This window comes from Mycobacterium sp., from assembly GCF_035697385.1.
Lineage (GTDB): Bacteria > Actinomycetota > Actinomycetes > Mycobacteriales > Mycobacteriaceae > Mycobacterium.
Genome location: NZ_DASSCY010000028.1, coordinates 1 through 26,273 on the forward strand (window position 1 = coordinate 1; position 26,273 = coordinate 26,273).

A 26,273-nucleotide genomic window follows, 5' to 3' on the forward strand; every position below is an offset into this window, starting at 1 on the left:
AAGCCAGCGACACCATTGCCGAGCGGATGCGGGCGCTGGATTCGGTGCCCGATGGCCGGTCGGACACCGTGGCCGCTGCGACGTCGCTGCCGCAGTTCCCGGCTTACGAACACAGCACCACCGACGTCGTAGACCTGATCACCGCACGCATCTACGCGGCCGTGGACACCCTGCGCACGGTGCACGATGCCGTCGACGCCGAGGACCCCAGCACCGCCGACATCCTGCATCAGCTGATCGACGGCCTGGAGAAGCTGGCATGGTTGATCAAGTCGGAGAACCGCAAGGTCTAGGCGGTTCTGCCACAGATCACGTCGACGGTGGCGTCGATCAGTGCGTCCAGCGCGGCCGGTTCGGCGCCTGTCCTTGCACGCACCGCGAGTGAGTTCAACGCGGCAGTCGCGATGTGTGCCAATGCATTTGGGCCGGTGGCCGCCAGCTCGCCATCGCGCGCGGCTTTTTCGAACCGTTCGGTGAACGTCTCGGTGAACGCGCATAGCGTCGACTCGACGAGGACGCGAACCTGGGGGTCGCGGTGCGCCTCGGTGACGGCGGTGCCGAGCAGAAAGCAGCCCCTCGGCCCGTCGTCACCGGCAAGGTAGTAGTCGCGCGCATACCGGTACACCGCACGCAGCCCGTCGCGTAATGACCGCGGCCTGGCCAATGCGCCGGTCAACCAGGCGCGGCTGGTATCCGCGTATTCGGTCATCGCCCCTAGATAGAGCGCCCGTTTGTCCCCGAACGCCGCGTAGATGCTGGGGCGGTTCATCCCCATGCCGGCGGCCAGGTCGTCGAGCGAGGTGGCGGCATATCCCGCGCGCCAGAACGTGTCGCGCGCCTGCCGCAGCGCGGCGTCAGGGTCGTAGGCCCGCGGTCGGCCGCGGCGCTTCGACGGTCCACTGGTCATACAGCAAATTTTATACTAGTTTGCAAAAAATGAACGTGCACTCCGTCGAAGCCGGGAATGGCGAGCCGGTCCTACTTCTGCACGGCTACCCGCAGAGCGCATCGTGCTGGCGGCATCAGATCCCCGCGCTGGCCGCCGGGCACCGCGTGATCGCCCCCGACTGGCCCGGGTTCGGCCGCTCCGATCCACCAGAAACACCGCCGACCTACGACGCCGAGGTCGAACGCATCGACCGACTGGCCGACTCGTTCGGACTGGACCGCTTCAATCTCATCGCCCACGACTACGGCGGATTCCTTGGTCTGGGTTACATACTGCGCCGTCCCGACCGGGTCATGCGATTGGCGCTGCTGAATACGCGGGCGCACAACATCTTTCGGCCATGGTTCTATCGGTTCTCGCAGGGGCAACGATGGGCCGCGGTCCATGCGCCTGCCATCGTGCGCGGGCTTCCGCTGCGGCGGCTCCACCATTTTGCGCTGCGCCCATACCGCGCGCTTGGCTGCTTTGACGACGAACTCGAGGGCGAGTATCTGGGCTGGATGGACACCGCGAGCGGACGACGCACATTCGTCGAGTTCTTCAGGCACTATCACCTGCCTGCGGTGCCAGAGCTCGCCGAGGGTCTCGGGCGAATCGACTGTCCTACCGCGATCATCTGGGGCGACCGCGACCGCTATATTCCGTTCGCGACGGCATCCGAGCTCGCCAAGCGGATCCCCGGTGCCACGCTGACCCGGCTAACCGGTGGCGACCACTACATCATGGAGGAGCGGCCCGCCGAGGTGACGGCCGCGCTGCTGGAACTGCTGGCCCGGCCAAGCGAACTGGACTAGGGACTGGCCGCCGCGGCACCGTGTTCGACGGCTCCGCGGACGGCGTCGTCGCGGCGCCCGACCAAGTACCAGGTGTGCATCACACCCTTGCCCTTGATGTCCACGTCGCCGCGTTCCTCCAGCAAGAATGCGTGGTTTAGGCGCTCATAGACGTTGTCCGGCACCTGGATTCGTCCTTCGACATCCGTGGTTTCCATGCGCGACGCGACGTTGACCGCATCGCCCCACACGTCGTAGAAGAACTTGCGCGCGCCGACAACGCCGGCGACGACGGGTCCAGCGGCGAGGCCGATGCGCACCGGCACGGCCCGCCCACGCGGATCCTTGAGGTCGGTGACGGCGTCGGCCATGTCCAGCGCCAGGCAGGCCAGCGCCTCGACATGATCCGGCCGGGGCTGCGGCACGCCGCTGACCACCATGTAGGAGTCGCCGCTGGTCTTGACCTTCTCCAGGCCGTGCCGGTCGACCAGCGCATCGAGGTCGGTATACAGGCGGTCGAGAAACCGCACCAGTTCGGCAGGCGGAGTGTCGCTGGCCCGCTTGGTATACCCCGCGATGTCGGCGAACAGAATGGACGCGTCGTCGTACTTGTCGGCAATGATGTTGCGCGACGGGTCTTTTAATCGTTCGGCAATCGTCGCGGGCAAGATATTGGTCAGCAGCCGTTCGGATCGGTCGTACTCGGACTCCATTGCCTCTCTGGCACGGGCGATCTCGCGCAGCGAATACGACAGGACCAAGACAACCATCACGAAAGCGGAGGTGATGGTGAGCGCGAAGTTGATGTCGTATGCCCAGGCCGGTTGCACGCCGGTGTTGTTCGGTACAAGAAGCTCGAGAGCGATCACCACCGCCGCACTCAAGGCGGCCAGCGCAGAGGCGAGAACCCAGCGGTCGATACCGAGAATCACGAAGTTGATCGAAGCCGCGACCAGGAAGTAGAACTGCAGGCCCGAATCCGTGCCCAGATGCCAACAGACCACGGAGATCGAGGCGAACGCGACCGTGAGGAAGGTCAGCGGCGCGACCAGCTCACCGAACGGGTAAAGCAACGGGATCAATAGGAACACAACGGCGCTCGCCAAGTTGACCAGGCCGATCCACCACGCACCTTCGCCGGTGATGATTTGGAGTCCGCCGAAGAAGCCACTGATGACGGCGCTGATACGTGTCGTCAGCGTGAGCACGCGAAGGTGACGGGCCACCCGCTCGGCGTGATGTCGGGTGCGGGCAGGCACGCGGCTCTGTAGCGCCACCTCCGGCACACATACGCGGCGCACCTTGTCCACCACGGCACAAAGCCTATCGCTGCCGGATGGTTCTACCTGCGCTTTCTCGGTTCCGCTGCGGGCAAACGGATTATTACCCGCCAGTATCCGAAGTTCTGTCCACACAGCGAAGCAGTTGGTTTTGCTCAAACATTCCGATTTCGATACCGCTGCGAAACTGCTGGTTTGCCCAATCGCAAGCACATTCCCGGTGGCTCTGTCTTGGCGAAACCGGGATGCGAGTCGCGCCGCAATCGGCCTACCAACGTCGCGGGTCCATCGTCACGTGACGGAGTATGCGTGCGCACCGAAGGCCTTCCGCGGACTGCAATCCACGGTCTCCAACCGTTGCTGAGTTGGCACCTTCTGCCACAATTCTTGGGCGGCTTGTTCGCCGATAGGTACGGGACGTTGCCGCGAAGCGGTCGTTGCTGTCGGGCCGGTCTGCTCCTTCACCGCGCGCGTTGTGATTCAAAAGTGACGACCACGTGATTACCAGGCATTGCGCCGTTATTAACGGTACGAACAATTATTGACTATTCAAACAATGCCATAGGTATGTTCTTTGCTAAACCGGCGTTATTGGGCGCGACCTTTAGCAGTGCTTTCCGACCGTAGTCAGGCGGACGCGGCGATTTATCATCCTCCGCAAGTTGGAAGCTGCGCAGTTCTTATCAATTAGGTGCATTGATCGCATTCGTAGTTTAATTTGTATCCAACCGACTTAGCGAATGTCATCGGACCGAGATCTGAATAAGGAGTGGCCATGGGTCGCACTATGAGACGCCGTCTGCAGCGCTATGGGATCACAACGGTGATTGCCATAGCGCCGATCGCCATCTTGTGTGCGTACGTCTCTAATTTGCTCGTGCCGACCGAGCCGCTGCCCAAGCCAGTGAACTATGAGTACGTCCCCACGGCCTCCATCGAGAACACGAACAACACGATTGGTGTCGCCGACTCCGACATCTATGGCCTGACCATGCCGGACGGCTTCACGCCGGACACCGCCGCGATGGACAAGCATCTGGATGAGCTGCAGGCCTTGGGCGTGAACACGGTCCGCGTGCTGGTTCCATGGGCCGGCAACCAGCCCTGGCCACCCGGAACCCTGCCGCCGGATTGGGAGGCAACGTTCTGGCAGCGCTCCGACTACCTCATCAATGCGGCCGCCGAGCGCGGCATGGGTGTGCTCGCCGTACTGAACGGCACGCCGGCCTGGGGTGCCGATCCGGATGAGGGCGGCTGGGGCGTCGGCGCGGCGCCCGACCCTGAGGCATTCGCCGCCTACGCGGCGACTGTTGCGCAGCGGTATGGCGTGAAGATTTCGGCGTACGAGATCTGGAATGAGCCGAACGCGGTTCCATATTGGACGCCGGTCCCAGATCCCGAGACCTACACCGAGGTGCTGAAGGCCGCGTGGACGGCGATCAAGAACGCCAACGGAATCATCGGCGCGGATCCCACGGACCCGCTGGTGGTCGGCGGCGTGCTGGGCGCGGTCGTCAACTTCGGCGATATCACCATGGACCCCCGCCATTACCTCGAGCAGATGTACGCCAGTGGCGCCAAAGGGTATTTCGACGCGATCTCGTTCCACCCGTATCAGTACACGACGCCGTTCTCGGAGGGCGAGTACAGCGAGGCAGAGCCATGGAAGGCTGACTCGCCGCTCGAGCAGCTGATCGCGATGCGGCAGACGATGATGATCAATGGTGATGATGCCCTGAAGATCTGGGCAACCGAATACGGGCTGCCCACCGCCGGCGTCAACGGAGTCACCGAGCAGCAGCAGGCCGACTTCATCGAGGACTTCCTCGACGCGTGGGACGACTTGTCCTACACCGGTCCCGCGTTCATCTACACCACTGTCGACCGCATGGACGGCACCGAGGATGGCTCGTTCGGCATCTTCACCAAGGACGCGCAGGGCAACTGGGTACCGAAGTTGGCCGCACAGGTCATCAAGGACGCCATCGCAGCCAATCAACAACAGCCCGATCTCGGTCAGGCGATCGGGCAGGCGCTCGGGCAGCTGTTCCAGCAGTTGTTCACCACGTTGGCCCAGTCATACGTCAACGCGATCGCCCAAGCACTGGCCAACCTGTTCGCGGGCATCTTCAATCCGGCTCCCGCCATCACCGCCACCGCACTTTCGCTTCCCGCTGACATCCAGGCAGCGGTAGCCGAGGGGACTGCCGCAGCCGCGGTGTCGGCGGACACGACGGTGGCCGACCAGACGGCGACTGCAGCCGATACCGCCGGCGTTGCCGACGCGGCCCCTGCCGACGTGGTTGCGGCCGAAGTGGTTCCCGCTGTCGAGCCCGAGGTCACCGAGCCCGAGGTCATCGAGCCCGAGGTCACCGAGCCCGAGGTCATCGAGGCGGTGACCGAGGAAACGGCAGTCGAGGAGTCCGAGGCTCCCGCTGAGGAGACGGAAACCATCTCGGAGGAGCCCGCCACCGAGGTCGACGAATCCGCGGAGGCGACCACGCCTGCCGAGGAGACGTCCACCGAGGAGGCGACGACACCCGCGGGCCGCAAGGAATCCGATGACGAAGCCAAGGACGAGCCCAAGAAGGAATCTGACAAGAAGTCGGATGAGGGCACGGCTGCTGGCGGCGCCTCCTCGGGCGGCAAGCACGAGGCGGGCAGCGTCAAGAACGGCACGTCTGTCAGCCAGATCAAGGACAGGCTCGCCAAGGAGACGGTGACGACCGGCGCACCCGCGGCGGCAGCCGACGCGTCGGCGGACGCCCCGGCGGCCTAGTCGGCCGACATCCGGGCGGCGTCCCTGGCCCGCAGCGCCAGCCACAACTCGTGGCGGTCCTGCGCGGAATCCAGGCGCCGCCCGGTGAGTCGCTCGATCGCGTCGATGCGGTGGCGCATGGTGTGCCGGTGCACGTGCAATGCGCTTGCGGCGGAACCCCAGTGGCCGTTGTGCTCGAGGAACGCGGTCAGGCCGCGTAGCAGTTCGTCTGCGCGGTCGGTCGCGTCGAGCGGGCCGAGCACCGCATCGGCGAAGGCCTGAAGGGACTGCGCGCCAACCATATTGAGCAGCAAGCGGCTGCTGGCAATCTCCTCGGCGTGCATGTGCCTGCCCTGTAATCGGCTGGCAGGCAGCGCCGAACGCGCCTGCCGCAGCGACACGACAAGGGCGCCTGGCCGCACGGCGATGCCGATCCCTGCGGCACGGCTGGCGGCCAATGTGCCCAGCACCGCTGGGAGGTCGGTGCTCAGCGGCACCGCCAGCTCGACCACCTCACCGACCACCCGCACCAACGCGTCCGGCAGTGTGATCAGCAGATCCGCGGCCAGGTCGTCGGCGTCGTCGGGCGCGGCGACGGCGGCGGCCCGCAAGTCGGCGTCGGGCAGGCCGACCGACGTCAGCCAGCGGGCCGCGACCACGTCGTCCACCGTTGCTCGCGCCAGGCGGTCGAGAACCTGCGCCCGGCCCCGCCGCTGTGCGGTGTTCAGGCCGTGCCGTCGCTCCAGCTCGAGGGACAGCAATGACACCAGATCGCCCGAAACATGGTGTGCGGCAGGCTGTTCAGCCGGGCCGTCGATCAACAGCCAGGCCCGCAGGCGACGCGCGCCAAGGGCATGCAGTTCGCGGCGCCGCCCGTCGCTGATGTCAGCCGCCGCCGCGGTCAGGCCCTGATCGCGCACGGAGGCGAGCAATTCCGACAGCTGTGCGACGAGTCGCTCACCGCCGGGATCCGATTCGGCCAGCACCCTTCCGAGCAAGTCGACGACGACACCGAACCGGCCGGTCGCCTCGCGATGCGCGGCGAGGATGCCGAGCAGGCCACCCGGAGTAACTGCCGCGGCGGTGAGTGCCCGCTGGGTTTGCAGCGCCCACTCCAGATCCTGGCGTTCAGCGCGGGCGCGGTAAGCGAACACCGCCTTGGTCACCGCGATGAACGGAACCGGGTCCGGCACGGTCAGCAGGGGCATCCCGACTTCGTCTGCGGCGGTGATCAGCCGCTCGGGCGCGCACTGATGTGGCAGTTCGGCGCCCAGTCCCAATCCGACGGCCTGGACGCCGGCGGCGGCGAGTTCGACGAGGTAGGACCGGCAGCCATCGGCGCTTTCCGGCAGTAGTAGACCGATGGTCAACAACAGCTCGCCGCCCTGCAGCCACGGGCCGGGACGGGACAGCTCGGAGACGGCCGCGGCCTCGATTTCGCGATCAGCGCCGCGCTGGCCGGCCACCAGCTGCAACCCGAGTTCGGGGTCAGCGGCCAGCTCCGCGACGGTGAGCATGGACACATTGTCGAACGGCGCAGCCAACGTTTCTACAGAACGGCTATATCGCTACCCGGCGTACTGGGGAAACCTATCTTGCTATGACGCCGCAAGAACCGATCGGACCGGTCGATGCCACCCGCGTGCCGCGCTATGCGGGTCCGCCTACGTTCGCGCGCCTGCCGCGCACGGACCAGGTGACACACACCGACGTCGCCGTCGTCGGCATCCCGTTCGACTCAGGCGTCTCCTACCGGCCCGGTGCGCGGTTCGGCCCAGGCCACATCCGGGCCGCCTCCAAGCTGCTGCGCACCTACCATCCGCGTCTCGACGTTGAGCCGTTCGCTGTCCAGCAGGTGGCCGATGCCGGCGACATCGCGGTCAACCCGTTCGACATCGCCGAAGCGATCACCACGATCGAGCGCGCCTCCGACGAGCTGCGTGACGGCGGCACCAAGCTCGTCACTCTCGGGGGAGACCACACCATCGCGCTACCTCTCTTGCGCTCATTGCATCGTGATCACGGCCCAATTGCGGTGCTGCACTTCGACGCTCATCTCGACACCTGGGACACCTACTTCGGGGCGCCGTTCACCCACGGCACCCCCTTCCGGCGCGCCAGCGAGGAGGGTCTTCTCGATCCCGAGCACTGCCTGCACGTCGGCATTCGCGGCCCGCTGTACGCGCCAACAGATTTGTCCGACGACCGGGTACTCGGATTTCAGGTGATCGGCACCGACGACTTCCAGCTGGACGGGCTGACCGCGGTGATCGAGCGGATGCGCGCCAGGATCGGTGACGCACCGGTGTACGTGTCGGTCGACATCGACGTGCTGGACCCCGCACACGCACCGGGCACCGGCACCCCGGAAGCCGGCGGAATGACGAGCCGGGAGCTGTTGCATTGTCTGCGAAATCTGGTGGGCGCCAACGTCATCGGCGCCGATATCGTCGAGGTCGCCCCCGCGTACGATCATGCTGAGATCACCGGGATCGCGGCCGCTCATGTCGCTTATGAGCTGATCTCGGTGCTGGCGAAGTCATGACCGAACATCGCAACGGTGGCGCGGCCGTCGTCGAAACGCTCGCCGCGCATGGCGTCGACACGATCTTCGGCATCCCAGGTACCCACAACCTCGAGATCTACCGGCACCTGCCGAGGACCGGAGTTCGTGCGATCACGCCGCGGCACGAGCAGGGCGCGGGATACGCCGCCGAGGCCTTTGCGCGAGTGTCCGGCCGGCCGGGTGTCGTGGTGACCACCAGTGGCCCCGGCCTGACCAACGTGATGACCGCGGCGTCGACGGCCTATGCGGAATCGCAGCCGATGCTGGTGCTGTCGTCGGGTCTGCCGACCGGCGCTGAGGGACGCGATCTCGGGCAGCTGCACGAGGCCAAGAACCCGCTAGGGGCAATGGATCAGCTGGTGCGGTGGAGTCGACGGGTGCGCAGCGCCGACGAGGCCGCCGCCGCAGTGACAGAGGCGTTCGGTAGCTTCACCGCTGGCCGTCTCCGGCCCGTGCATATCGAGATCCCGTTCGACGTGCTGGAGCAGAGCTGGTCCGGTGAGGCACATCAGTGCACGAAAGCCGATGCAGCGCAGCCTGATCCGGGCACAGTTCGTCGGGCGGCCGAGGTGCTTGCCGCGGCGGCGCAGCCGATGATCATCGTCGGAGGCGGCGCCGTCGACGCACAGGCCGAGGTGACGGCGCTGGCCGAGGCGCTCGGCGCGCCGGTGGCCACCACGGTCAACGGCAAGGGGGTGCTCGACGAGGCACACCCGCTGTCGGTCGGTGCGTCGATCCGGCTGCGCGCCCTGCAGAAAGCCGCCGCCGACAGCGACGCGCTGTTGGTAGTCGGTACCGAGTTGGGCGATTCCGACCTGTGGGACGGGCAGATTCGCGCCGAGACGGTGATCCGCTGCGACATCGATCCTGACCAGCTGGACAAGAACTGCCCGGCCGATCACCGCCTGCTGGGCGATGCGGCGACGACACTCGCGGCGCTGCTGGCGGCATTGCCTGACCACCGGCCTGCCACGCCAGATCGCGCGAGCGCCTTGCGCGCGGGGTGCCGCGACGAAGCCGCCAAGGTCGCCGGTCAATACGCCGAGATCAACGCGGCGGTCCGCGCGGCACTGCCTGTCGATACCGTGCTTACGGGTGACAGCTCGCAGGTCACCTACTTCGGCTCGGTGCACTTCTTCGATCTGCCCGCACCGCGGCGATTCTGCTACTCACCCGGCTACGCCACCCTTGGCTACGGCCTTCCTGCCGGGCTCGGCGCTGCCATCGCACGCCCTGAGGCAGCGGTCGCCGTGCTGCTCGGCGACGGCGCGCTGATGTTCTCGGTGCAGGAGCTGATAACCCTTGTCGAACAACGACTTCCGGTGCCGGTAGTCGTCGTCGACAACGGCGGCTATCAGGAGATCCGCGACCAGGAAGTGGCTCGTGGCATCGCGCCCATCGGCGTCGAACTGCGCACCCCGGATCTGGCCGCTCTCGCCGTGGCGATGGGCGCGCGCGGCGTGCGGACCACCTCGGCCGCCGATCTCACCGAGCTGGTCGGTGGCGCACTCGACGCCGACGGCCCGACCCTCATCCATTTCGATATCCGCTGAAAGGACGGTCCCAACATGGCCGCCAATTTGGACGTAGCGATCGTCTTCATTTATCTGGCCGGCATGATCGCGTTCGGCTTCTGGGGCAAGCGCAGGGCCACAACGCAATCCGACTTCCTCGTCGCAGGCCGCCGGCTCGGCCCGATGCTGTACTCGGGCACCATGGCCGCGATCGTGCTGGGAGGCGCGTCGACGATCGGCGGTGTCGGACTCGGATACCAGTACGGCATCTCCGGCATGTGGCTGGTGATCGCGATCGGCGTGGGAATCCTCTTGCTGAGCCTGCTGTTCGCGGGCCGGATCCAGCGGCTGCGGGTGTACACCGTCAGCCAGATGCTCGAATTGCGTTACGGCCCAGGATCTTCTGTGCTCTCCGGAGTGGTGATGTGGGGCTACACGCTGATGCTGTCGGTGACGTCGACTATTGCCTACTCGACGATCTTCGGCGCGCTGTTCGATATCGGCAAGGTCCCTGCGATCATCCTCGGCGGCGGCGTCGTGATCATCTACTCGGTGCTGGGTGGCATGTGGTCCATCACGCTGACGGACTTCGTGCAGTTCATCATCAAGACCATCGGCGTCTTCTTCATCCTGCTGCCGATCGCGCTGTACAAGACCGGCGGGATGTCCGGACTGGCCGAGAAGCTTCCGGCCGACGCCACCTCGTTCACTGCGATCGGCGGCGACACGATTCTGACCTACTTCGTCGTCTACACGTTCGGTCTGCTGATCGGGCAGGACATCTGGCAGCGGGTGTTCACCGCGCGCAGTCCCGGCGTGGCCCGCTGGGCCGGTGCCGGGGCGGGCGTGTACTGCCTGCTCTATGCGGTGGCAGGCGCGGTGATCGGGATGGCGGCCAAGGTGCTGCTGCCTGCGCTGGAGGCTCGTGACGACGCGTTCGCGCAGTTCGTGGAGATGCAGTTGCCGCCGGTGCTGGCCGGCCTGGTGCTAGCGGCCGCGCTCGCGGCGGTGATGTCGACGTCGAGCGGCGCGCTGATCGCCACGGCGACCGTCTTCAGCCAGGACATCGTGGCCAAGCTGCTCAAGCGCGACGTCGAAGCGGGCAGCGAGCATGATCACATCCGCAACAATCGGCTCTATGTCGCGGGCTTCGGCATCCTCATGGTGGCCATCGCCTGTGCACTGCAGGACGTCGTCTTCGCGCTCACGGTCGCATACGACATCCTGGTCGGCGGGCTGCTGGTGCCGATCCTCGGAGGGCTGCTGTGGCGGCGCGGCACCAACATCGGCGCAGTCGCGGCGATGGCCGTCGGCACGGTCGCCACCCTCGCGACCCTGATCGCGGTGGACGACAAGTTCGCGAATGACCCGATCTACTGGGGTTTGGCCTCCGGTTTGGTGGTGTACGTGGTCGGCAGCCTGGCCAGCAAACCCACCGATCCTGAGGTCCTCGCGGAATGGGATCGGAGAAGCCGCGGAGAGAGTGTCTCGGCGGTTCCGGTGTAGCAAACTCTTGGAACATGCAAGAATGCCATGACATGAGACTGTCGTGGATGCGCACAGCGGCGATCAGCTGCCTGATCGCGTGCGGAACGATGGTCGCCGGGCCCGGCGTCGCAGGTGCCGCGACGGCGTCCGCCGATCTGTTCGGCATCGATCTCGACATCTTCGACGTCTTCTGCCGCAACGACAAGAAGTGCGACGACGACAACGATCGCCGTGGCGCTCCTGGCATCGACAGCAACGTGCCCGAGGTCCGCATCAACGGGGTGCTCGGTACCGAAGAACCTAAGAGCGGCCTTGCCGGCGGGTCTGGCGGTGGCGGTGGCGGCGAAGTCCCCAGCAGCGCAGGAACGAGCAGGCCGGCGAACCTGCCGCCCGTGCCGACCGCGCCAGGTTCGCGCGAAATCGTGATTCGCGCGGAGCCAACAGCGCCGGCTCCGGCAGTGCCTGTTCCCGCGGCTCCCGCAGTGCCGGCACCGGTGGTCGCGCCGCCGGCGGTCGTGCTACCGATCGTTGTGCCGCCTGTGGTCGTGCCGCCCTTGATGCCGCCGGCACCCGCCATCGGTCCGGTGGTGCCGCCGTCGCCACCGGAGGTGCATCCTCCGTCGCTGACCCCACCCCCGCGAACCGACCGTCAGCCGGCGCCAGTGGGTGATATCGGCACCCAAGGGATACCCGTTGCGTTCCGCGTCGGCTACGCGGACTACCTCAGAGCCGCGACGGTAGGAGAACTTGCGGCTGTGGCCCTGCCGGGTGCGGCAGGCATTGTTGTGATCACCGCGCTGGGCGGCCTGCTGGGGTTCAGGCAGGCCCGCGCATTGCAGGCGCTGCCGCCCGCGAACATCGCGAATGTCGTGCGATTCCTGCAATGACGTCGGTGCCCTCGGTGGGATTCGAACCCACACTGTCTGGGTTTTGAATCCAGTTCCTCTGCCAGTTGGGATACGAGGGCGTGTTCATTTCGCGCGGCTTACCACCATAGACGATGCCCCGAGGTCGCTGATCGCGGCTGCGACCGCCACAATGTGACGCATGACCGGGTCAACGACCGACGCCGAAAAGCCACGCCGCGTTCTCATCGCTGAGGACGAGGCGCTCATCCGGCTGGATTTGGCCGAGATGCTGCGCGAGGAAGGCTACGAGGTCGTCGGCGAGGCCGGCGACGGGCAGGAGGCCGTCGACCTGGCCGAGAGCCTGAAACCGGATCTCGTGATCATGGACGTCAAGATGCCGCGTCGCGACGGCATCGACGCGGCGTCGGAGATCGCCAGTAAGCGGATCGCCCCGATCGTCATCCTGACCGCGTTCAGTCAGCGCGACCTGGTCGAGCGGGCGCGTGACGCCGGCGCCATGGCCTATCTGGTCAAGCCGTTCAGCATCACCGACCTCATACCGGCGATCGAAGTCGCGGTCAGCCGGTTCAGCGAGATCGCCGCCCTCGAATCAGAAGTCGCGACGTTGTCGGACCGCTTGGAGACGCGCAAACTGGTCGAGCGCGCCAAGGGTTTGCTACAGGCCAAGCAGGGGATGACCGAGCCCGAGGCGTTCAAGTGGATCCAGCGCGCTGCGATGGATCGCCGAACCACGATGAAGCGCGTCGCCGAGGTCGTGTTGGAGACCCTCGACGATCCCAAGGACTCGTCGCCCTCGCGCTAGATTTCGAGGCGAACGCGTAAATAATGCGTTTCCGATCGAGCCGTTCAGCGCAATTAATCGACCGATACCCGGGGCGCGTTTACCAACATCACGCACTACGGCCACACGTTGGCTATGTTCTACGACGAAGCGTCGGCGATACGCCCGAGTAGTGGTGGAGCGTCAACGCCGACATAAACATTGACCCGGAGGTGAAACGTGCGCGGTCGCGTAGCACGGAGTGCATTTGCTATCGGTAGCGCGGGTTTGGTCGTGCTGGCGATTGCCGGTTGCCAACAACAATCCGAGCCGAGTGAGGGCGGCGAGACGCAGGCCGACCTGAAGATCGTCGAGCAGGTGCAGATCGACGAGAACGGCGCGGAGGTTCCACCGCCCGAGGAGGCTGCGGCCGCCGATCCCGCCGGCGACGGCAAGGCGCAGTGCCCGCCAGTGTCGATCGCGATGGCGGGAGCGCTCAACGGGCCCGACGCCCAGCTGGGCATCAACATCAAGAACGGCATTCAGCTGGCGGTCGACAAGCACAACACCGCCAACCAGGGCTGCCAGGTGCAGCTGAAGACGTTCGACACCGAGGGCGACCCGCAGAAGGCCACCCAGGTCGCGCCGCAGATCATCAACGACGCGTTCACCATCGGCCTGATCGGGCCCGCGTTCTCCGGCGAAACGAACGCCACCGGCGACGTGTTCAACCAGGCCGGCCTTGTCGCCGTCACCGCGTCGGCGACCAACGTCACGCTGTCGGAGAAGGGGTGGCGGACGTTCTTCCGCGGGCTGGGTAACGACGGGGTGCAGGGGCCGTCGGTCGCCAACTACATGAAGAACAACCTCAAGTGGGACAAGGTCTGTGTGGTCGATGACAGCACCGACTACGGCCTCGGTCTGGCCCAGGCGATGCGCGAGACACTTGGTCCTGTCGCCGATTCCGGATGCAACATCTCGGTGAAGAAGGGCGACAAGGACTTCTCCGCCGCCGTGACCCAGATCAAGGGCGTCAACCCGAAGGGTGTCTTCTTCAGCGGGTACTACGCAGAGGCGGCACCGTTCGCGCAGCAGCTGAAGGACGGCGGGTTCGAGGGCACATTCGTCAGCGGCGACGGCACCAAGGATCCGGCGTTCGTCAATCAGGCGGGCGCGGCGGCGAAGGACGCCCTCCTGTCCTGCCCGTGTGGACCGGCCACCGGTACGTTCGCCGAGGAGTACACCCAACGGTTCGGGGAGCCGAGTACATACAGCGCCGAGGGCTACGACCTGGGCACAATTCTGTTGAAGGGCATCGACTCCGGCGCCATCACCCGGCCGGCGCTGCTGGAGTTCGTCCGCAACTACAAGGGTCAGGGTGTGGCCCGTGAGTACCAGTGGACGCCCACCGGCGAGTTGACCTCCAGCCTGATCTGGATCTACAAGGTCCAATAGGAACTGACCGAGGACGCGTCCGAGACCGTATGGCTCGGACGCGTTCTCGTGAAGACAGCGTTTTCGCGAGGAGCCGCGCCGGATGATTCAGCAGTGCTTGGATCCTGCCCAATACGCCTGCATGGCCGCCAACATCAACTTCAATCTGGAAGGCCTGCGAAACGGCTTCTGGCAGTTGACGATCGACGGCCTGTCCTGGGGCGCGATCTATGCACTCGTGGCCGTCGGTTACACACTGGTGTTCGGTGTGTTGCGGTTGATCAACTTCGCGCACTCCGAGATCTTCATGCTGGGCATGTTCGGCGCCTACTTCTGCCTTGACATGATCCTTGGGTTCACGCCGAGTGGAAACGCCTACAACGTGGGCATTCCGTTGACTGTGCTCTATCTGGGCATCGCAATGCTTTTCGCGATGCTCGTGTCCGGGTCAGCCGCGGTCGGATTGGAGTTCATCGCCTACCGGCCATTGCGAAAACGCCACGCCCGCTCGCTGACGTTCCTGATCACCGCCATCGGCATGTCCTTCGTGCTGCAGGAATTCGTCCACTTCGTGTTGCCGAAGATCATCAAGGGCTACGGCGGGAGCAATGCGCAACAACCGATCATCTTGATGCAACCCAAGACGCAGTTCACGATCTTCGGGGCGACGGTCTCCAACGTCACGCTGGTCATCATCGCCGCCGCGCTGATCTTCGCGCTGTTGACCGATATGGCGATCAACCGGACGAAGTTCGGTCGCGGCATCCGCGCCGTCGCTCAGGACGCCAACACGGCCACCCTGATGGGTGTTTCGCGAGAGCGGATCATCATGATGACGTTCCTCCTCGGCGGCCTGCTGGCCGGGGCGGCTGCGCTGCTCTACACCCTCAAGGTGCCGCAGGGCATCATCTACTCCGGCGGCTTCCTGTTGGGCATCAAGGCGTTCACAGCCGCGGTGCTCGGCGGAATCGGCAACCTACGGGGCGCGCTGCTCGGCGGCTTGCTGCTGGGCATCATGGAGAACTACGGGCAGGCCGTCTTCGGTACCCAGTGGCGAGACGTGGTGGCGTTCGTGTTGCTTGTTCTGGTGCTGCTGATCCGGCCGACCGGGATACTCGGTGAAAGCCTCGGGAAGGCGAGAGCATGAGCAGCCAGCGAGGAGCCGAAGGCGGATCGCGCATGAGCCGGAGTGAGCGACTCATGGCGCCCGGCGACGCGCTGCGCAATTGGTGGGACGGTCTATCCCGGGTGCAGAAGTGGGGCTTCGGCGCGATCGGCTTCACGCTGCTCGCCCTGCTGCCGCTGTTTCCTCCGCCGTTCCTCGACACCCCGAACATCAGCTTCGGCGGCACAATGGCGCAGTTCGCGATGGTCGCGATCATCGCGATCGGCCTCAACGTCGTTGTCGGCCAGACCGGCCTTCTTGACCTCGGTTATGTCGGCTTCTACGCGGTCGGGGCGTACACCGTCGCATTGCTTACCAGCCCCAACAGCCCGTGGAACAGCATGGGCCCCACCGGCTTCCTCAGTGAGGACTGGGCCTGGTTGTCCCTTGTGCCTGTGGCGATGGCCATCACGGCGCTCACCGGCCTGATCTTGGGTACTCCGACGTTGCGACTGCGGGGCGACTATCTGGCCATCGTCACGCTCGGTTTCGGCGAGATCATCCGGCTGCTTGCCGACAACCTGTCGGACATCACCAACGGTCCGCGCGGGCTCAACGAGGTGGCCTATCCGAGGGTGGGGGAGAGCGAGCGGCTGCCCGAAGGCGTTTTCTCCAGCGGAAATTCGGCGGGCGACGCCAACTACGGCACCTGGTGGTTCTGGCTGGGCATCACCTTGATGATCGGCATCCTGCTGCTGGTCGGCAACCTCGAGCGCAGCCGGGTCGGCCGTGCCTGGGTCGCCATCCGGGAAGACGAGGACGCCGCGGAAGTCATGGGCGTCAACACTTTTCGGTTCAAGCTGTGGGCGTTCGTGATCGGCGCGGCGATCGGCGGGTTGTCCGGTGCGCTCTATGCCGGCCAGGTTCAGTTCGTCGCCCCGCCGACGTTCAACATCATCAACTCGATGCTGTTCCTGTGCGCTGTGGTGCTCGGCGGGCAGGGCAACAAACTCGGTGTCATCTTCGGCGCGTTCATCATCGTGTACTTGCCGAACCGCTTGCTCGGCGTGCAGTTCCTCGGCATCAACCTCGGCGACCTGAAGTACCTGTTCTTCGGCATGGCGCTGGTGGCGCTGATGATCTTCCGGCCGGAGGGCCTGTTCCCGGCGCGTCAACAACTGCTGGCGTACGGCAAGGCCGCCCGAAATCTGGTGCGACCGAGCGAAAAGGAGCCGGCCGCATGACGATCGAGGAACTGGCAGGCGTCCACCGCGAGATCAACGCCGCCGAAGGCGAAGTCCTTTTGGAGACAACCGATCTGACCATGCGGTTCGGCGGCCTGGTTGCGCTGGATTCGGTGACGTTTCAGATTCGGCGCGGCGAGATCCTCGGCATGATCGGCCCCAACGGAGCGGGCAAGACGACGTGCTTCAACGCGATCACCGGTGTGTACCGGCCGACGTCGGGCTCGGTGACGTTCGACGGTGCGCCGTTGGGCCGGATCAAGCGCCACCAGATCACCCGCCGCGGCATCGCCCGCACCTTCCAGAACATCCGGCTGTGGGGCGAAATGACGGCGCTCGAGAACGTTATGGTCGGCACCGACGCGCGCCATCACACGTCCGTGCCCGGTGCGCTTGTGCGCACGCCGCGCCACCGCCGCGAGGAGCGCTCGGCGGTCGAACGCTCCGTGGCGCTGCTCGAGTTCGTCGGTATTGGGCACCGCGCCGAGGAGAAGGCGAAGAACCTGCCGTACGGAGACCAGCGGCGCCTGGAGATCGCCCGCGCGCTGGCCACCGAGCCAAAGCTGCTGTGCCTGGACGAACCGGCCGCGGGGTTCAACCCGCGGGAGAAGGCCGCGCTGATCGAGTTGATCCGCAAGATCCGCGACGACGGCTACACCGTGCTGCTCATCGAACACGACATGCGGCTGGTGATGGGGGTGACCGACCGCATCATCGTGCTGGAGTTCGGCCGCAAGATCGCCGACGGCCTGCCCGCCGAAATCCGCGAGGACCCGCAGGTCATCGCCGCCTACTTGGGAGTGCCCGATGACACAGTCGGTTGAGTCGTCACGCCCGGTCGTTCTCGAGGTGCGCGACCTCGTCGTGCAGTACGGACGAATCCGTGCGCTGCACGGCATTTCGCTACAGGTCCACGAGGGCGAGCTGGTCACGCTGCTCGGTTCTAACGGCGCAGGCAAGTCCACCACGATGCGGGCCATCTCGGGAATGCTGCCGCTGACATCGGGATCGGTGTGGTTCCAAGGCGAAGACATCACCAAGGTCAAGGCACATCATCGGGTGACCCACGGCCTGATCCAGGCGCCGGAGGGCCGCGGCGTGTTCCCTGGCATGTCGGTGGTCGAGAACCTCGAAATGGGTTGCTACGGACGCAAATTCCCCTCCAGGCAGGAACACAAAGAACGACTGGATTGGGTATTTGAGACCTTTCCCAGGCTCGCCGAGCGGCGCAACCAGGTAGGCGGCACGCTGTCCGGTGGCGAGCAACAGATGCTGGCGATCGGCCGTGCCTTGATGGCGCGGCCGCAGGTGCTGTTGCTCGACGAACCGTCAATGGGCCTGGCGCCGATGGTGATCTCCCAGATATTCAAGATCATCGCCGATATCAACGCTCAGGGCACCACCGTGCTGCTTGTCGAGCAGAACGCACAGCAGGCGCTGAGCCGATCAGACCGCGCCTACATCCTGGAGACCGGTGAGATCACCCGAACCGGTGTCGCCCGAGACTTGTTGGAAGACGACAGCATTCGCGCCGCCTACCTGGGCGTCGCATAACTCAACCCGCGTGACCCAACCCCGCGACCGTCCGTGTCTGCTGCCCGACACGCCGGGATTTGCCCGCATTTTCAGCACACTCGCGGCACCTGAGCGTGCGTCGCACGTTAAATGACCCGAAATCGTTTGACGCGCCCCGCCGTCCCGGACACCAGTTCCAGCCGACTCGTTGGCACACCGAGGTGCTTGGCAAGCATCTTCACGACGGCGGCGTTGGCTTTCCCGTCGACAGCGCGCTCTTGCACGTAGATCGTCAGATCACCGTCATCATCGACCGCGACGAGCGGGCCTTTCCGGCTGCCGGGTTTGACCCGGACGACGACGAACTCGCTGCCAGGCACCGCCTAATCTTCGCGCGAGCGTGCGCGAATTGCTGGCGTTCAGCGGCGTGTCGGGCAACAGACACGCACGGTCGCTGCAGTGGCGCGAGAATCTAGCGGGCGACGATCACCGACGAGCCGTGGCCGAACAGGCCCTGGTTGGCGGTGACGCCGACCTTCGCGCCCTCGACCTGACGGCCCGTGGCCTGCCCGCGCAGCTGCCACGTCAACTCGCACACCTGCGCAATGGCCTGCGCGGGAATGGCCTCGCCGAAGCTGGCCAGCCCGCCTGACGCGTTGACGGGAATGCGGCCGCCGATTGTCGTTGCGCCGCTACGCAACAGCTGCTCGGCCTCACCCTTGGGGCACAGACCCAGATGCTCGTACCAGTCGAGTTCCAGCGCGGTGGACAGGTCATACACCTCGGCCAGCGACAGATCTTCGGGGCCGATCCCGGCCTCGGCATAGGCGGCGTCGAGGATCTGGTCCTTGAACACCCGTTCCGGTGCGGACACCACAGCGGTGGAATCGGTTGCGATATCCGGCAATTCGGGCAGGTGCTGCGGGTACTGCGGCGTCACGGTGCTCACCGCGCGCACCGACGGCACGCCCTCGACCGAACCAAGGTGCTTCTCGGCAAAGGCCTTGCTGGCAACGATCAGCGCCGCCGCGCCGTCGGACGTTGCGCAAATATCAAGCAGCCGAAGGGGATCCGATACCACGGGACTGGCAAGGACGTCCTCGACGGTGGCTTCCTTGCGGTACCGCGCGTTGGGGTTCTGCAGCCCATGCTTGGCGTTCTTGACCTTCACCTGCGCGAAGTCCTCGAGCGTGGCGCCGTACAGATCCATCCGGCGACGGGCAAGCAGCGCGAAATACACCGTGTTCGTGGCCCCGATCAGGTGGAATCGCTGCCAGTCTGGGTCGTTGCGGCGTTCCCCGCCGACCGGCGCGAAGAAGCCCTTTGGCGTGGTATCCGCGCCGATGACCAACGCGACGTCGCAAAAGCCCGCAAGGATCTGCGCCCGAGCGCTCTGCAGTGCCTGCGATCCGCTGGCACACGCCGCATACGACGACGACACGGGCACGCCGTTCCAGCCCAGCTTCTGGGCGAACGTCGCACCGGCGACGAATCCGGGATAGCCGTTGCGGATGGTGTCGGCGCCGGCCACCAATTGGATCTGACGCCAGTCCAGGCCCGCCTCGGCCAGCGCGGCCCTCGCGGCGACGACGCCGTACTCGGTGAAGTCGTTGCCCCACTTGCCCCACGGGTGCATGCCGGCGCCAAGGATGTAGAGCGGTTCGGGGCTGGATGTCGCCGCCGGGGCGGCTCCGGTGCTCATGACGCGATCCTCCATGCGTAGACGATGCGCTCGACGCCGTCGTCGTCGACGTACAGCGGCATGGTGGTCAGCTCCATCTCCATGCCGATCTTCAGGTCGGCCGCCAACGTGCCCTCGACAACCTTGCCCAACACGATCAGTCCCTCGTCGGCCAGCTGCACGGCGGCAACGGCGAACGGCTCGAACGGATCTGGCGATGGATAGGGCGGCGGCGGGGCATACCGGTTCTCGGTGTAACTCCACAGCGTGCCGCGGCGCGACAGTGGCACCTGCGCCAGCTCGTCGCCATCGCAAGCGGGATTGGGGCAGTTGTTGGCCCGCGGAGGGAAGACGTACGTCCCGCACCGATGGCACTTGCCGCCGATCAGGTAGGGCTCACCGGACCCGTCGGTGGCGAACCAGCCATCGATCGCGGGCTGAGTAGATGCAGCTGACACGCGGTCAGCGTACCGACTCCGGCGGCGAAACTGAAACGTGTTCCAGTTTGGGGTGGTGCTCCCGACAACTGGAGTAGTCGATTACCCCACTGACCCGCCGCCATGCGCGACATAGTTCTTGGGATCGGTAGCCATGGCCACCGTCTGTACTCAATCGCACTAGCGCCGCCAACGGGGCGGCGGACAGAAGAACGGAGACCTCCGATGGGGTTGTTCGACAAGGCGAAGAAGGCCGCACAGCAGGCGCAGCAGGCGCTTGCCCAGCAGGGTGGACAGCAGCAGGGCGACGGGATGGTGCACGTGCGCGGCGCAGGACCGATCGACACGGCCGCGTTCGGCGGGCCGTCGACCCGTTCGGTGGCGGCGGACGATCCGATCTGGCAGCCCATCAACGGCATCTCGCTGCAGGACTACGCAGAGCTCGCCCGTGACGCGCAAGCCCGCGGCATCAACGACGAGGCCGGCATGATCACCCTCTCCCAGGAGCGCGGGTGGGACCCGGCGGACACCAAGGCCGCACTCGACGGCTGGGTGCAGCGGATGGGCCAGTCGATGGCCGTCGGGCAGCAGTTCCGCAAGTTCATGGGCTACTGACGGCGCGCATCATGCCTAACCCTTTCAAGGACTGGGGGCGGATGTACGGCGCCAACAAGCAGTATCTGGAGTCGCAAGGACGCCCGTCGTCGTTCTTCGGCCAGATCGGCGACATCCCCAACCGGATTCACGAAGCGGCCAACGCCAGCGAGATCGGCGTGAAGATGATCCGGCACGCCGAGCTGACCAACGGCGCCGGTCTGCGCGCCACCGTCACCGTCGAAGGCGTCTGGCAGGTCGGGTCGTACATGAACATGTCGCCGGTGCTGCGGATCCAGGCGCGGGTCGAGGGCGAGGACGGCAGCCCGCCCTACGGCGCTGTCTTCGACGAGGTCGTCGCGCAGATGCACATCGCACGGGTACAGCCGGGCGCGACGATAGCGGTGTTCGTCGACCCGCAGAACCCTGTGGACATGGCGATCGACTGGATCCGCACCGGTCAAATCGCGCCGCCGCCAACGGGTTTCACAGCGGGTGAGCCGGGCGCGCGTCCCGTGTAGCTGACAATTCGTCAGCCGTCGCTGCCCGGGCTGCCCGTGGCGCCCTTCTCGCCGGTGCTGCCTGTATCGCCGTTGGATCCGGCGGTACCGGGTTGGCCCGGCGAGCCGCCGTTACTGCCGTTGCCAGCGCCGATGGTGCCGCCGCTACCGCCGGTGCCGCCGGCGCCGCCGGTACCGCCGGATCCACCCGTGCCGCCGGTGCCGCCCTTTCCGCCGGTGCCGAGCGCGCCGCCGCTACCGCCCGAGCCACCTTGCCCGCCGGCCCCGCCTGCGCCGCCGGTGCCTCCAGTGCCACCTTGACCGCCGTCACCGGCGTCACCGCCGTGTCCGCCTGCGTTCGCGCCGTTGTTTGCGCCGATGTTGCCGCCGTTGCCGCCGATGCCACCTGCGGCACCGGTTCCGCCGTTACCGCCGGCGCCGCCAGCCCCGCCGGCTCCGCCTGTGCCGATCACGCCTCCACTGCCGCCCGCGCCACCGGCGCCCCCTGCGGTGCCTGCACCGCCACTGGTTCCCGTGCCGCCAGTTCCGCCGTTACCGGCGTCGCCGCCGTGGCCCGTCGCGTTTTGGCTGGCGCCGTTGTCGTCGCCGATGTTGCCGCCCGCGCCGCCTGCCCCGCCACCGGAGCCACCGGCCCCGCCGTCACCGGCATTGCCGCCGTTACCCGTTCCCGGGTCCTCGCCCGTGCCGTTCAGTCCTCTGCCGTTTTCGTTGCCGATGTTGCCGCCCGCGCCGCCTGCCCCGCCGCCGGAGCCACCGGCGCCGCCCACGCCTGCGTCACCGCCATCACCCGAGCCGCCGCTTTGGCCGCCGCCGTTTTGGTCGCCGATGTTGCCACCCGCGCCGCCGTTCTGATTCGGCCCGCCGGGCGTGCCGGGACCGGCGTCGACTCCCGGCTTGTTGAAGCCGTTGCCGTTGCCGAGGCTGGCGCCATCGCCGGCGGTGCTGGTCGGGGTGGGCGGGTTGGTCGCATTCGCCCCATTGAGCCCGGCACCGCCCAGTCCGCCTGCGCCGCCGTTGCCAATCAGCAATCCGCCGTTGCCGCCGTTGCCGCCAGCGCCCGCGGCATTGGCGGAGGTGGCCGCCGCGCCGGCACCTCCATTGCCGCCGCTGCCGAATAGGCCTGCGTTGCCGCCACTTCCGCCGGCCCCACCGTTGAGACCGGCCACGCCTGTGCCGCCGGCGCCACCACTGCCAAATAGCAATCCGCCATTACCACCGTTTCGCCCGTCCGTCGCATCCCAGCCGTTGCCGATCAACAGACCGGCGTTGGGATGGTCAGCGGTGCCGTTGGAGATGAAGATGCCGACCAGCGCGCTGATCGGATTGGTCGTACTCACGGAGGTGGTCAGCGCGGCGGCAAGGCCTGGTGGGGTGGGGGCCGACAACCCCGCGCCGGCCGACCCGATGCACCACACTTCATCGCAAGACGGCGGCAACTCAGATCCCACCGAGGCCAGCTGCACGGTCGGAACCGGCACCGACGGAGGCGCAGTATGAGCGGCGAACCAAAGGCCGCCGCCAGTGATTGCAAGTCCGGCAGTGATAATCGGGGCAACTGGCAGAGCCATCGGGCATCCTTAACTCAACGGGGTTCGGTCGGGACGGTGCGACCCTTCGATATCACATCTGGCGGGGCTTACTTGCGAATTCAATGAAAATGTTTCGCGCCAGTCATGGTTTGCCACGATCGTGCACAGGAGGTTGTCAGCAACGGCGCGGCGCTAGGCGACGTCCAGCAGAATCCGCAGCAGATCGTCCGGGCAGTCCCGCATCAGGTTGTGCGCGCCGTCGAGTTCGTGGACGTTCCAGTTCTCGTCGTCCCGAACCCCTTCATACGACGGGCGAAGCAGTGAATCGCCAGGCCATTTCAGCGCATAGACGAAGTCGAGGCGGCGGAACCTGTTCAGGTCACCGGTCATCCTGATTCGTTGACGAAACGACGGCAGGGGATGGGCCGTCGCGCGCGGATCGAAAGATGACATCGGCCGGACGCCGTAGCCGGTGTCGTTGCCCGGCCGCACGCGCGCTGGTGGACAGGGCTCGCCGCCTACTGTGTGTCGGGGCGGGTGCATAGAGTAGGGCCGTGAGCCCAGCCAGCACCGCTACCGACAAGAAGACGGCGTCCGGCCCGAAGACGGACCAGAAGCCGACATTGATGCTGCTGGACGGCAATTCGGTGGCGTACCGGGCGTTCTACGCGCTGCCCGCCGAGAATTTCAAGACCCAGGGCGGGTTGACCACGAACGCCGTGTACGGGTTCACCGCGATGCTGATCAACCTGTTGCGCGACGAACAACCGACCCACATCGCCGCCGCCTTCGACGTGTCGCGACAGACGTTCCGCGTCGAGAAGTACCCCGAGTACAAGGCGGGCCGGTCGTCGACCCCCGACGAGTTCCGCGGCCAGATCGACATCACCAAGGAAGTGCTCGTCGCGCTCGGCATCACGGTGCTCGCCGAGCCGGGGTTCGAGGCCGACGACCTCATCGCCACGCTGGCCACCCAGGCCGAGAACGAGGGCTACCGCGTCCTGGTGGTCACCGGCGACCGCGACGCGCTGCAACTGGTCAGCGACGACGTCACCGTGCTCTACCCGCGCAAGGGCGTCAGCGAGCTGACCCGGTTCACGCCCGAGGCCGTCGTCGAGAAGTACGGGTTGACGCCGCAGCAGTACCCCGACTTTGCGGCACTGCGCGGCGACCCCAGCGACAACTTGCCCGGCATTCCCGGTGTTGGGGAGAAGACGGCGACGAAGTGGATTGCCGAGTACGGGTCGCTGCAGGCCCTCGTCGACAACGTCGACACGGTCAAGGGCAAGGTCGGCGACGCGCTGCGGGCAAACCTCTCGCACGTGGTACTGAATCGTGAGCTGACGGATCTGGTGAAAGACGTCCCGCTGGCGCAGACGCCCGACACGCTGCGGATGCAGCCGTGGAACCGCGACCAGATTCACCGGCTGTTCGACGACCTCGAGTTCCGGGTGCTGCGGGACCGGCTGTTCGAGACGCTGGCGTCGGCCGATCCCGAGGTCGACCAAGGCTTCGATGTGCGGGGCGGGGCGCTCGAGGCCGGTGAGCTCGCCGCCTGGCTCGCCGAGCACAGCGCGGGCACCCGGTTCGGGCTTGCGGTGGTCGGCACGCACCTGGCGTTCGACGCCGACGCCACCGCGCTGGCCATCGTGGCCGCCGACGGCGACGGCCGGTACATCGACACCGCCACGCTGCACCCGGACGACGAGGCCGCTTTGTCCTCCTGGCTGGCCGACCCCGGCATACCGAAGGCGCTGCATGAGGCAAAGCTCGCCATGCATGACCTCGAAGGCCGCGGCTGGAAGCTGGCCGGCGTCACCTCGGACACCGCGCTGGCCGCGTACCTGGTGCGGCCCGGGCAGCGCAGCTTCGCGCTCGACGACCTTTCCCTGCGCTATTTGAAGCGGGAGCTGCGCGCCGAAAACCCTGAGCAGCAACAGCTTTCGCTGCTCGACGATAGCGACGGCGTCGATGACCAGGCCGTGCAGACAGTCATCCTGCGCGCCAGTGCCGTGATGGATCTGGCCGATGCGCTGGACGAGGAACTGGCGCGCATCGATTCGTGGTCGCTGCTCGGCAATATGGAACTGCCGGTGCAACGCGTGCTGGCCGGCATGGAAACCGCTGGCATCGCCGTCGACCTCAACCAGCTCGGCGAGCTGCAGAGCGAGTTCGCCAACCTGATCCGCGACGCCGCCGAAGCCGCGTACGCGGTGATCGGCAAGCAGATCAACCTCGGCTCGCCGAAACAGCTGCAGGTCGTGTTGTTCGACGAGCTGGAGATGCCGAAGACCAAGCGCACCAAGACCGGTTACACCACCGACGCGGACGCGCTGCAGTCGCTGTTCGACAAGACCGGCCACCCGTTCCTGCAGCACCTGCTGGCTCACCGCGACGCCACCCGGCTGAAGGTCACCGTCGACGGTCTGCTGAATTCGGTGGCCTCCGACGGCCGCATTCATACGACGTTCAACCAGACCATCGCCGCAACGGGTCGGCTTTCGTCGACTGAGCCGAACCTGCAGAACATCCCGATCCGCACCGAGGCCGGCCGCCGGATCCGCGACGCGTTCGTCGTCGGCAAGGGCAGCCTGGGTGACTTTGACGAGCTGATGACGGCTGACTACAGCCAGATCGAGATGCGGATCATGGCGCACCTATCCGGCGACGAGGGTCTGATCGAGGCCTTCAGGACGGGAGAGGATCTGCACTCGTTCGTCGCGTCGCGGGCGTTTTCGGTGCCGATCGTCGAGGTGACGCCGGAACTGCGCCGCCGGGTCAAGGCCATGTCCTACGGCCTGGCGTACGGGTTGAGCGCCTACGGCCTGGCCCAGCAGCTCAAAATCTCCACCGAAGAAGCCAAAGTGCAGATGGAGCAGTACTTCGCGCGGTTCGGCGGGGTGCGCGACTACCTGTTCGAGGTCGTCGACCAGGCCCGAAAAGACGGATACACGTCGACGGTGCTGGGCAGGCGGCGGTACCTACCGGAGCTCGACAGCAGCAACCGGCAGGTCCGCGAGGCCGCCGAACGCGCAGCTCTGAACGCACCGATCCAGGGCAGCGCCGCCGACATCATCAAGGTCGCGATGATCAACGTCGACCAGGCGCTCAAGGACAGCGGCCTGAAGTCACGGATGCTGCTGCAGGTGCACGACGAGCTGCTGTTCGAGATCGCGCCGGGGGAGCGGGACGCGCTGGAGAAACTGGTGACAGACCAGATGTGCGGCGCGTACGCACTCGATGTGCCGCTGGAGGT

Annotated in this window: 23 protein-coding genes, 1 tRNA gene and 1 pseudogene; 16 read left to right on the forward strand and 9 right to left on the reverse strand. The window is 66.2% G+C overall.

The features are described 5' to 3' along the window. Positions 1-293, forward strand: a 293-nt coding sequence (locus VFH65_RS02750) for a Dps family protein (RefSeq protein ID WP_353319602.1), incomplete at its 5' end; no start/stop codon positions are given. Here VFH65_RS02750 and VFH65_RS02755 read toward each other — a convergent pair. Continuing rightward, on the reverse strand, positions 290-907 hold the full coding sequence (locus VFH65_RS02755; protein ID WP_353319603.1) for a TetR/AcrR family transcriptional regulator: 618 nt from the start codon (positions 905-907) through the stop codon (positions 290-292). The genes VFH65_RS02750 and VFH65_RS02755 overlap by 4 nt on opposite strands. A gap of 29 nt (positions 908-936) precedes the next feature. Between VFH65_RS02755 and VFH65_RS02760 the strand changes: the two genes are divergently transcribed. After that, on the forward strand, positions 937-1,743 hold the full coding sequence (locus tag VFH65_RS02760; RefSeq protein ID WP_353319604.1) for an alpha/beta fold hydrolase: 807 nt from the start codon (positions 937-939) through the stop codon (positions 1,741-1,743). On the opposite strand, the gene VFH65_RS02765 is transcribed toward VFH65_RS02760, so the two are convergent. Beyond that, positions 1,740-3,035 carry an adenylate/guanylate cyclase domain-containing protein gene (locus VFH65_RS02765; RefSeq protein WP_353319605.1) on the reverse strand — a complete coding sequence of 432 codons (1,296 nt, stop codon included), beginning with the start codon at positions 3,033-3,035 and terminating at the stop codon, positions 1,740-1,742. The two genes, VFH65_RS02760 and VFH65_RS02765, sit on opposite strands and share 4 nt — an antisense overlap. A gap of 844 nt (positions 3,036-3,879) precedes the next feature. Between VFH65_RS02765 and VFH65_RS02770 the strand changes: the two genes are divergently transcribed. After that, complete coding sequence (locus VFH65_RS02770; RefSeq protein ID WP_353319606.1) at positions 3,880-5,781, forward strand: cellulase family glycosylhydrolase; 1,902 nt, start codon at positions 3,880-3,882, stop codon at positions 5,779-5,781. Here VFH65_RS02770 and VFH65_RS02775 read toward each other — a convergent pair. Continuing rightward, complete coding sequence (locus VFH65_RS02775; RefSeq protein WP_353319607.1) at positions 5,778-7,277, reverse strand: PucR family transcriptional regulator; 1,500 nt, start codon at positions 7,275-7,277, stop codon at positions 5,778-5,780. The genes VFH65_RS02770 and VFH65_RS02775 overlap by 4 nt on opposite strands. Before the next feature lie 83 nt (positions 7,278-7,360). On the opposite strand from VFH65_RS02775, the gene speB reads away from it, so the two are divergent. From speB to VFH65_RS02795, 4 genes are read left to right on the forward strand one after another with little or no spacing between them, the layout of a single operon-like run. Next, on the forward strand, positions 7,361-8,305 hold the full coding sequence (gene speB, locus VFH65_RS02780) for an agmatinase (protein WP_353319608.1): 945 nt from the start codon (positions 7,361-7,363) through the stop codon (positions 8,303-8,305). Beyond that, positions 8,302-9,879, forward strand: coding sequence for a thiamine pyrophosphate-binding protein (locus VFH65_RS02785; RefSeq protein ID WP_353319609.1), 1,578 nt, complete (start codon positions 8,302-8,304; stop codon positions 9,877-9,879). The genes speB and VFH65_RS02785 overlap by 4 nt, the downstream gene beginning before the upstream one ends. Before the next feature lie 15 nt (positions 9,880-9,894). Further along, on the forward strand, positions 9,895-11,346 hold the full coding sequence (locus tag VFH65_RS02790) for a sodium:solute symporter (protein ID WP_353319610.1): 1,452 nt from the start codon (positions 9,895-9,897) through the stop codon (positions 11,344-11,346). Positions 11,347-11,378: 32 nt separating this feature from the next. Next, on the forward strand, positions 11,379-12,215 hold the full coding sequence (locus VFH65_RS02795; protein ID WP_353319611.1) for a hypothetical protein: 837 nt from the start codon (positions 11,379-11,381) through the stop codon (positions 12,213-12,215). 6 nt (positions 12,216-12,221) lie between these two features. Here the strand turns inward: VFH65_RS02795 and VFH65_RS02800 are convergent. Next, positions 12,222-12,295 (reverse strand) — tRNA-Leu (locus tag VFH65_RS02800). Positions 12,296-12,375: 80 nt separating this feature from the next. Between VFH65_RS02800 and VFH65_RS02805 the strand changes: the two genes are divergently transcribed. From VFH65_RS02805 to VFH65_RS02830, 6 genes are all read left to right on the forward strand, one after another. After that, positions 12,376-12,999, forward strand: coding sequence for an ANTAR domain-containing response regulator (locus tag VFH65_RS02805; protein ID WP_353319612.1), 624 nt, complete (start codon positions 12,376-12,378; stop codon positions 12,997-12,999). Between the two features lie 198 nt (positions 13,000-13,197). Continuing rightward, complete coding sequence (locus tag VFH65_RS02810) at positions 13,198-14,412, forward strand: branched-chain amino acid ABC transporter substrate-binding protein (RefSeq protein WP_353319613.1); 1,215 nt, start codon at positions 13,198-13,200, stop codon at positions 14,410-14,412. An 82-nt stretch (positions 14,413-14,494) separates the two neighbouring features. Beyond that, a complete protein-coding gene (locus VFH65_RS02815) occupies positions 14,495-15,538 on the forward strand; it encodes a branched-chain amino acid ABC transporter permease (RefSeq protein ID WP_353319614.1) in 1,044 nt (347 codons plus the stop codon). Between the two features lie 32 nt (positions 15,539-15,570). Then, positions 15,571-16,740 carry a branched-chain amino acid ABC transporter permease gene (locus VFH65_RS02820; protein ID WP_414688343.1) on the forward strand — a complete coding sequence of 390 codons (1,170 nt, stop codon included), beginning with the start codon at positions 15,571-15,573 and terminating at the stop codon, positions 16,738-16,740. Continuing rightward, positions 16,737-17,564: an ABC transporter ATP-binding protein gene (locus VFH65_RS02825; protein ID WP_353319616.1), complete on the forward strand. Its 828-nt coding sequence runs from the start codon at positions 16,737-16,739 to the stop codon at positions 17,562-17,564. The genes VFH65_RS02820 and VFH65_RS02825 overlap by 4 nt, the downstream gene beginning before the upstream one ends. After that, entirely contained in the window at positions 17,548-18,294 is a 747-nt protein-coding gene (locus VFH65_RS02830) for an ABC transporter ATP-binding protein (RefSeq protein WP_353319617.1), read from the forward strand. Before VFH65_RS02825 ends, VFH65_RS02830 begins: the two co-directional genes overlap by 17 nt. 107 nt (positions 18,295-18,401) lie before the next feature. Here VFH65_RS02830 and VFH65_RS02835 read toward each other — a convergent pair whose 3' ends face one another. The 3 genes from VFH65_RS02835 to VFH65_RS02845 form a co-directional block, all read right to left on the reverse strand. Beyond that, the gene (locus VFH65_RS02835) at positions 18,402-18,635 is read right to left on the reverse strand and encodes a DUF167 domain-containing protein (protein WP_353319618.1); all 234 of its coding nucleotides are present in this window, start codon (positions 18,633-18,635) and stop codon (positions 18,402-18,404) included. Positions 18,636-18,727: 92 nt separating this feature from the next. Next, positions 18,728-19,957, reverse strand: coding sequence for a lipid-transfer protein (locus VFH65_RS02840; RefSeq protein ID WP_353319619.1), 1,230 nt, complete (start codon positions 19,955-19,957; stop codon positions 18,728-18,730). Continuing rightward, on the reverse strand, positions 19,954-20,394 hold the full coding sequence (locus VFH65_RS02845; RefSeq protein WP_353319620.1) for a Zn-ribbon domain-containing OB-fold protein: 441 nt from the start codon (positions 20,392-20,394) through the stop codon (positions 19,954-19,956). Before VFH65_RS02845 ends, VFH65_RS02840 begins: the two co-directional genes overlap by 4 nt. Positions 20,395-20,598: 204 nt before the next feature. Between VFH65_RS02845 and VFH65_RS02850 the strand changes: the two genes are divergently transcribed. Both VFH65_RS02850 and VFH65_RS02855 read left to right on the forward strand, forming a co-directional pair. Beyond that, entirely contained in the window at positions 20,599-20,988 is a 390-nt protein-coding gene (locus tag VFH65_RS02850) for a hypothetical protein (RefSeq protein ID WP_353319621.1), read from the forward strand. An 11-nt stretch (positions 20,989-20,999) separates the two neighbouring features. Continuing rightward, complete coding sequence (locus tag VFH65_RS02855) at positions 21,000-21,488, forward strand: hypothetical protein (RefSeq protein WP_353319622.1); 489 nt, start codon at positions 21,000-21,002, stop codon at positions 21,486-21,488. 11 nt (positions 21,489-21,499) lie between these two features. Here VFH65_RS02855 and VFH65_RS02860 read toward each other — a convergent pair whose 3' ends face one another. Further along, on the reverse strand, positions 21,500-23,056 hold the full coding sequence (locus tag VFH65_RS02860; protein WP_353319623.1) for a hypothetical protein: 1,557 nt from the start codon (positions 23,054-23,056) through the stop codon (positions 21,500-21,502). A gap of 153 nt (positions 23,057-23,209) precedes the next feature. Beyond that, a pseudogene (locus VFH65_RS02865) lies at positions 23,210-23,497 on the reverse strand (alpha/beta hydrolase); the annotation flags it as partial. A 146-nt stretch (positions 23,498-23,643) separates the two neighbouring features. Here VFH65_RS02865 and polA point away from each other — a divergent pair. Then, positions 23,644-26,273 (forward strand): DNA polymerase I (gene polA, locus VFH65_RS02870; protein WP_353319624.1); only part of this gene is annotated, 2,630 nt, incomplete at its 3' end.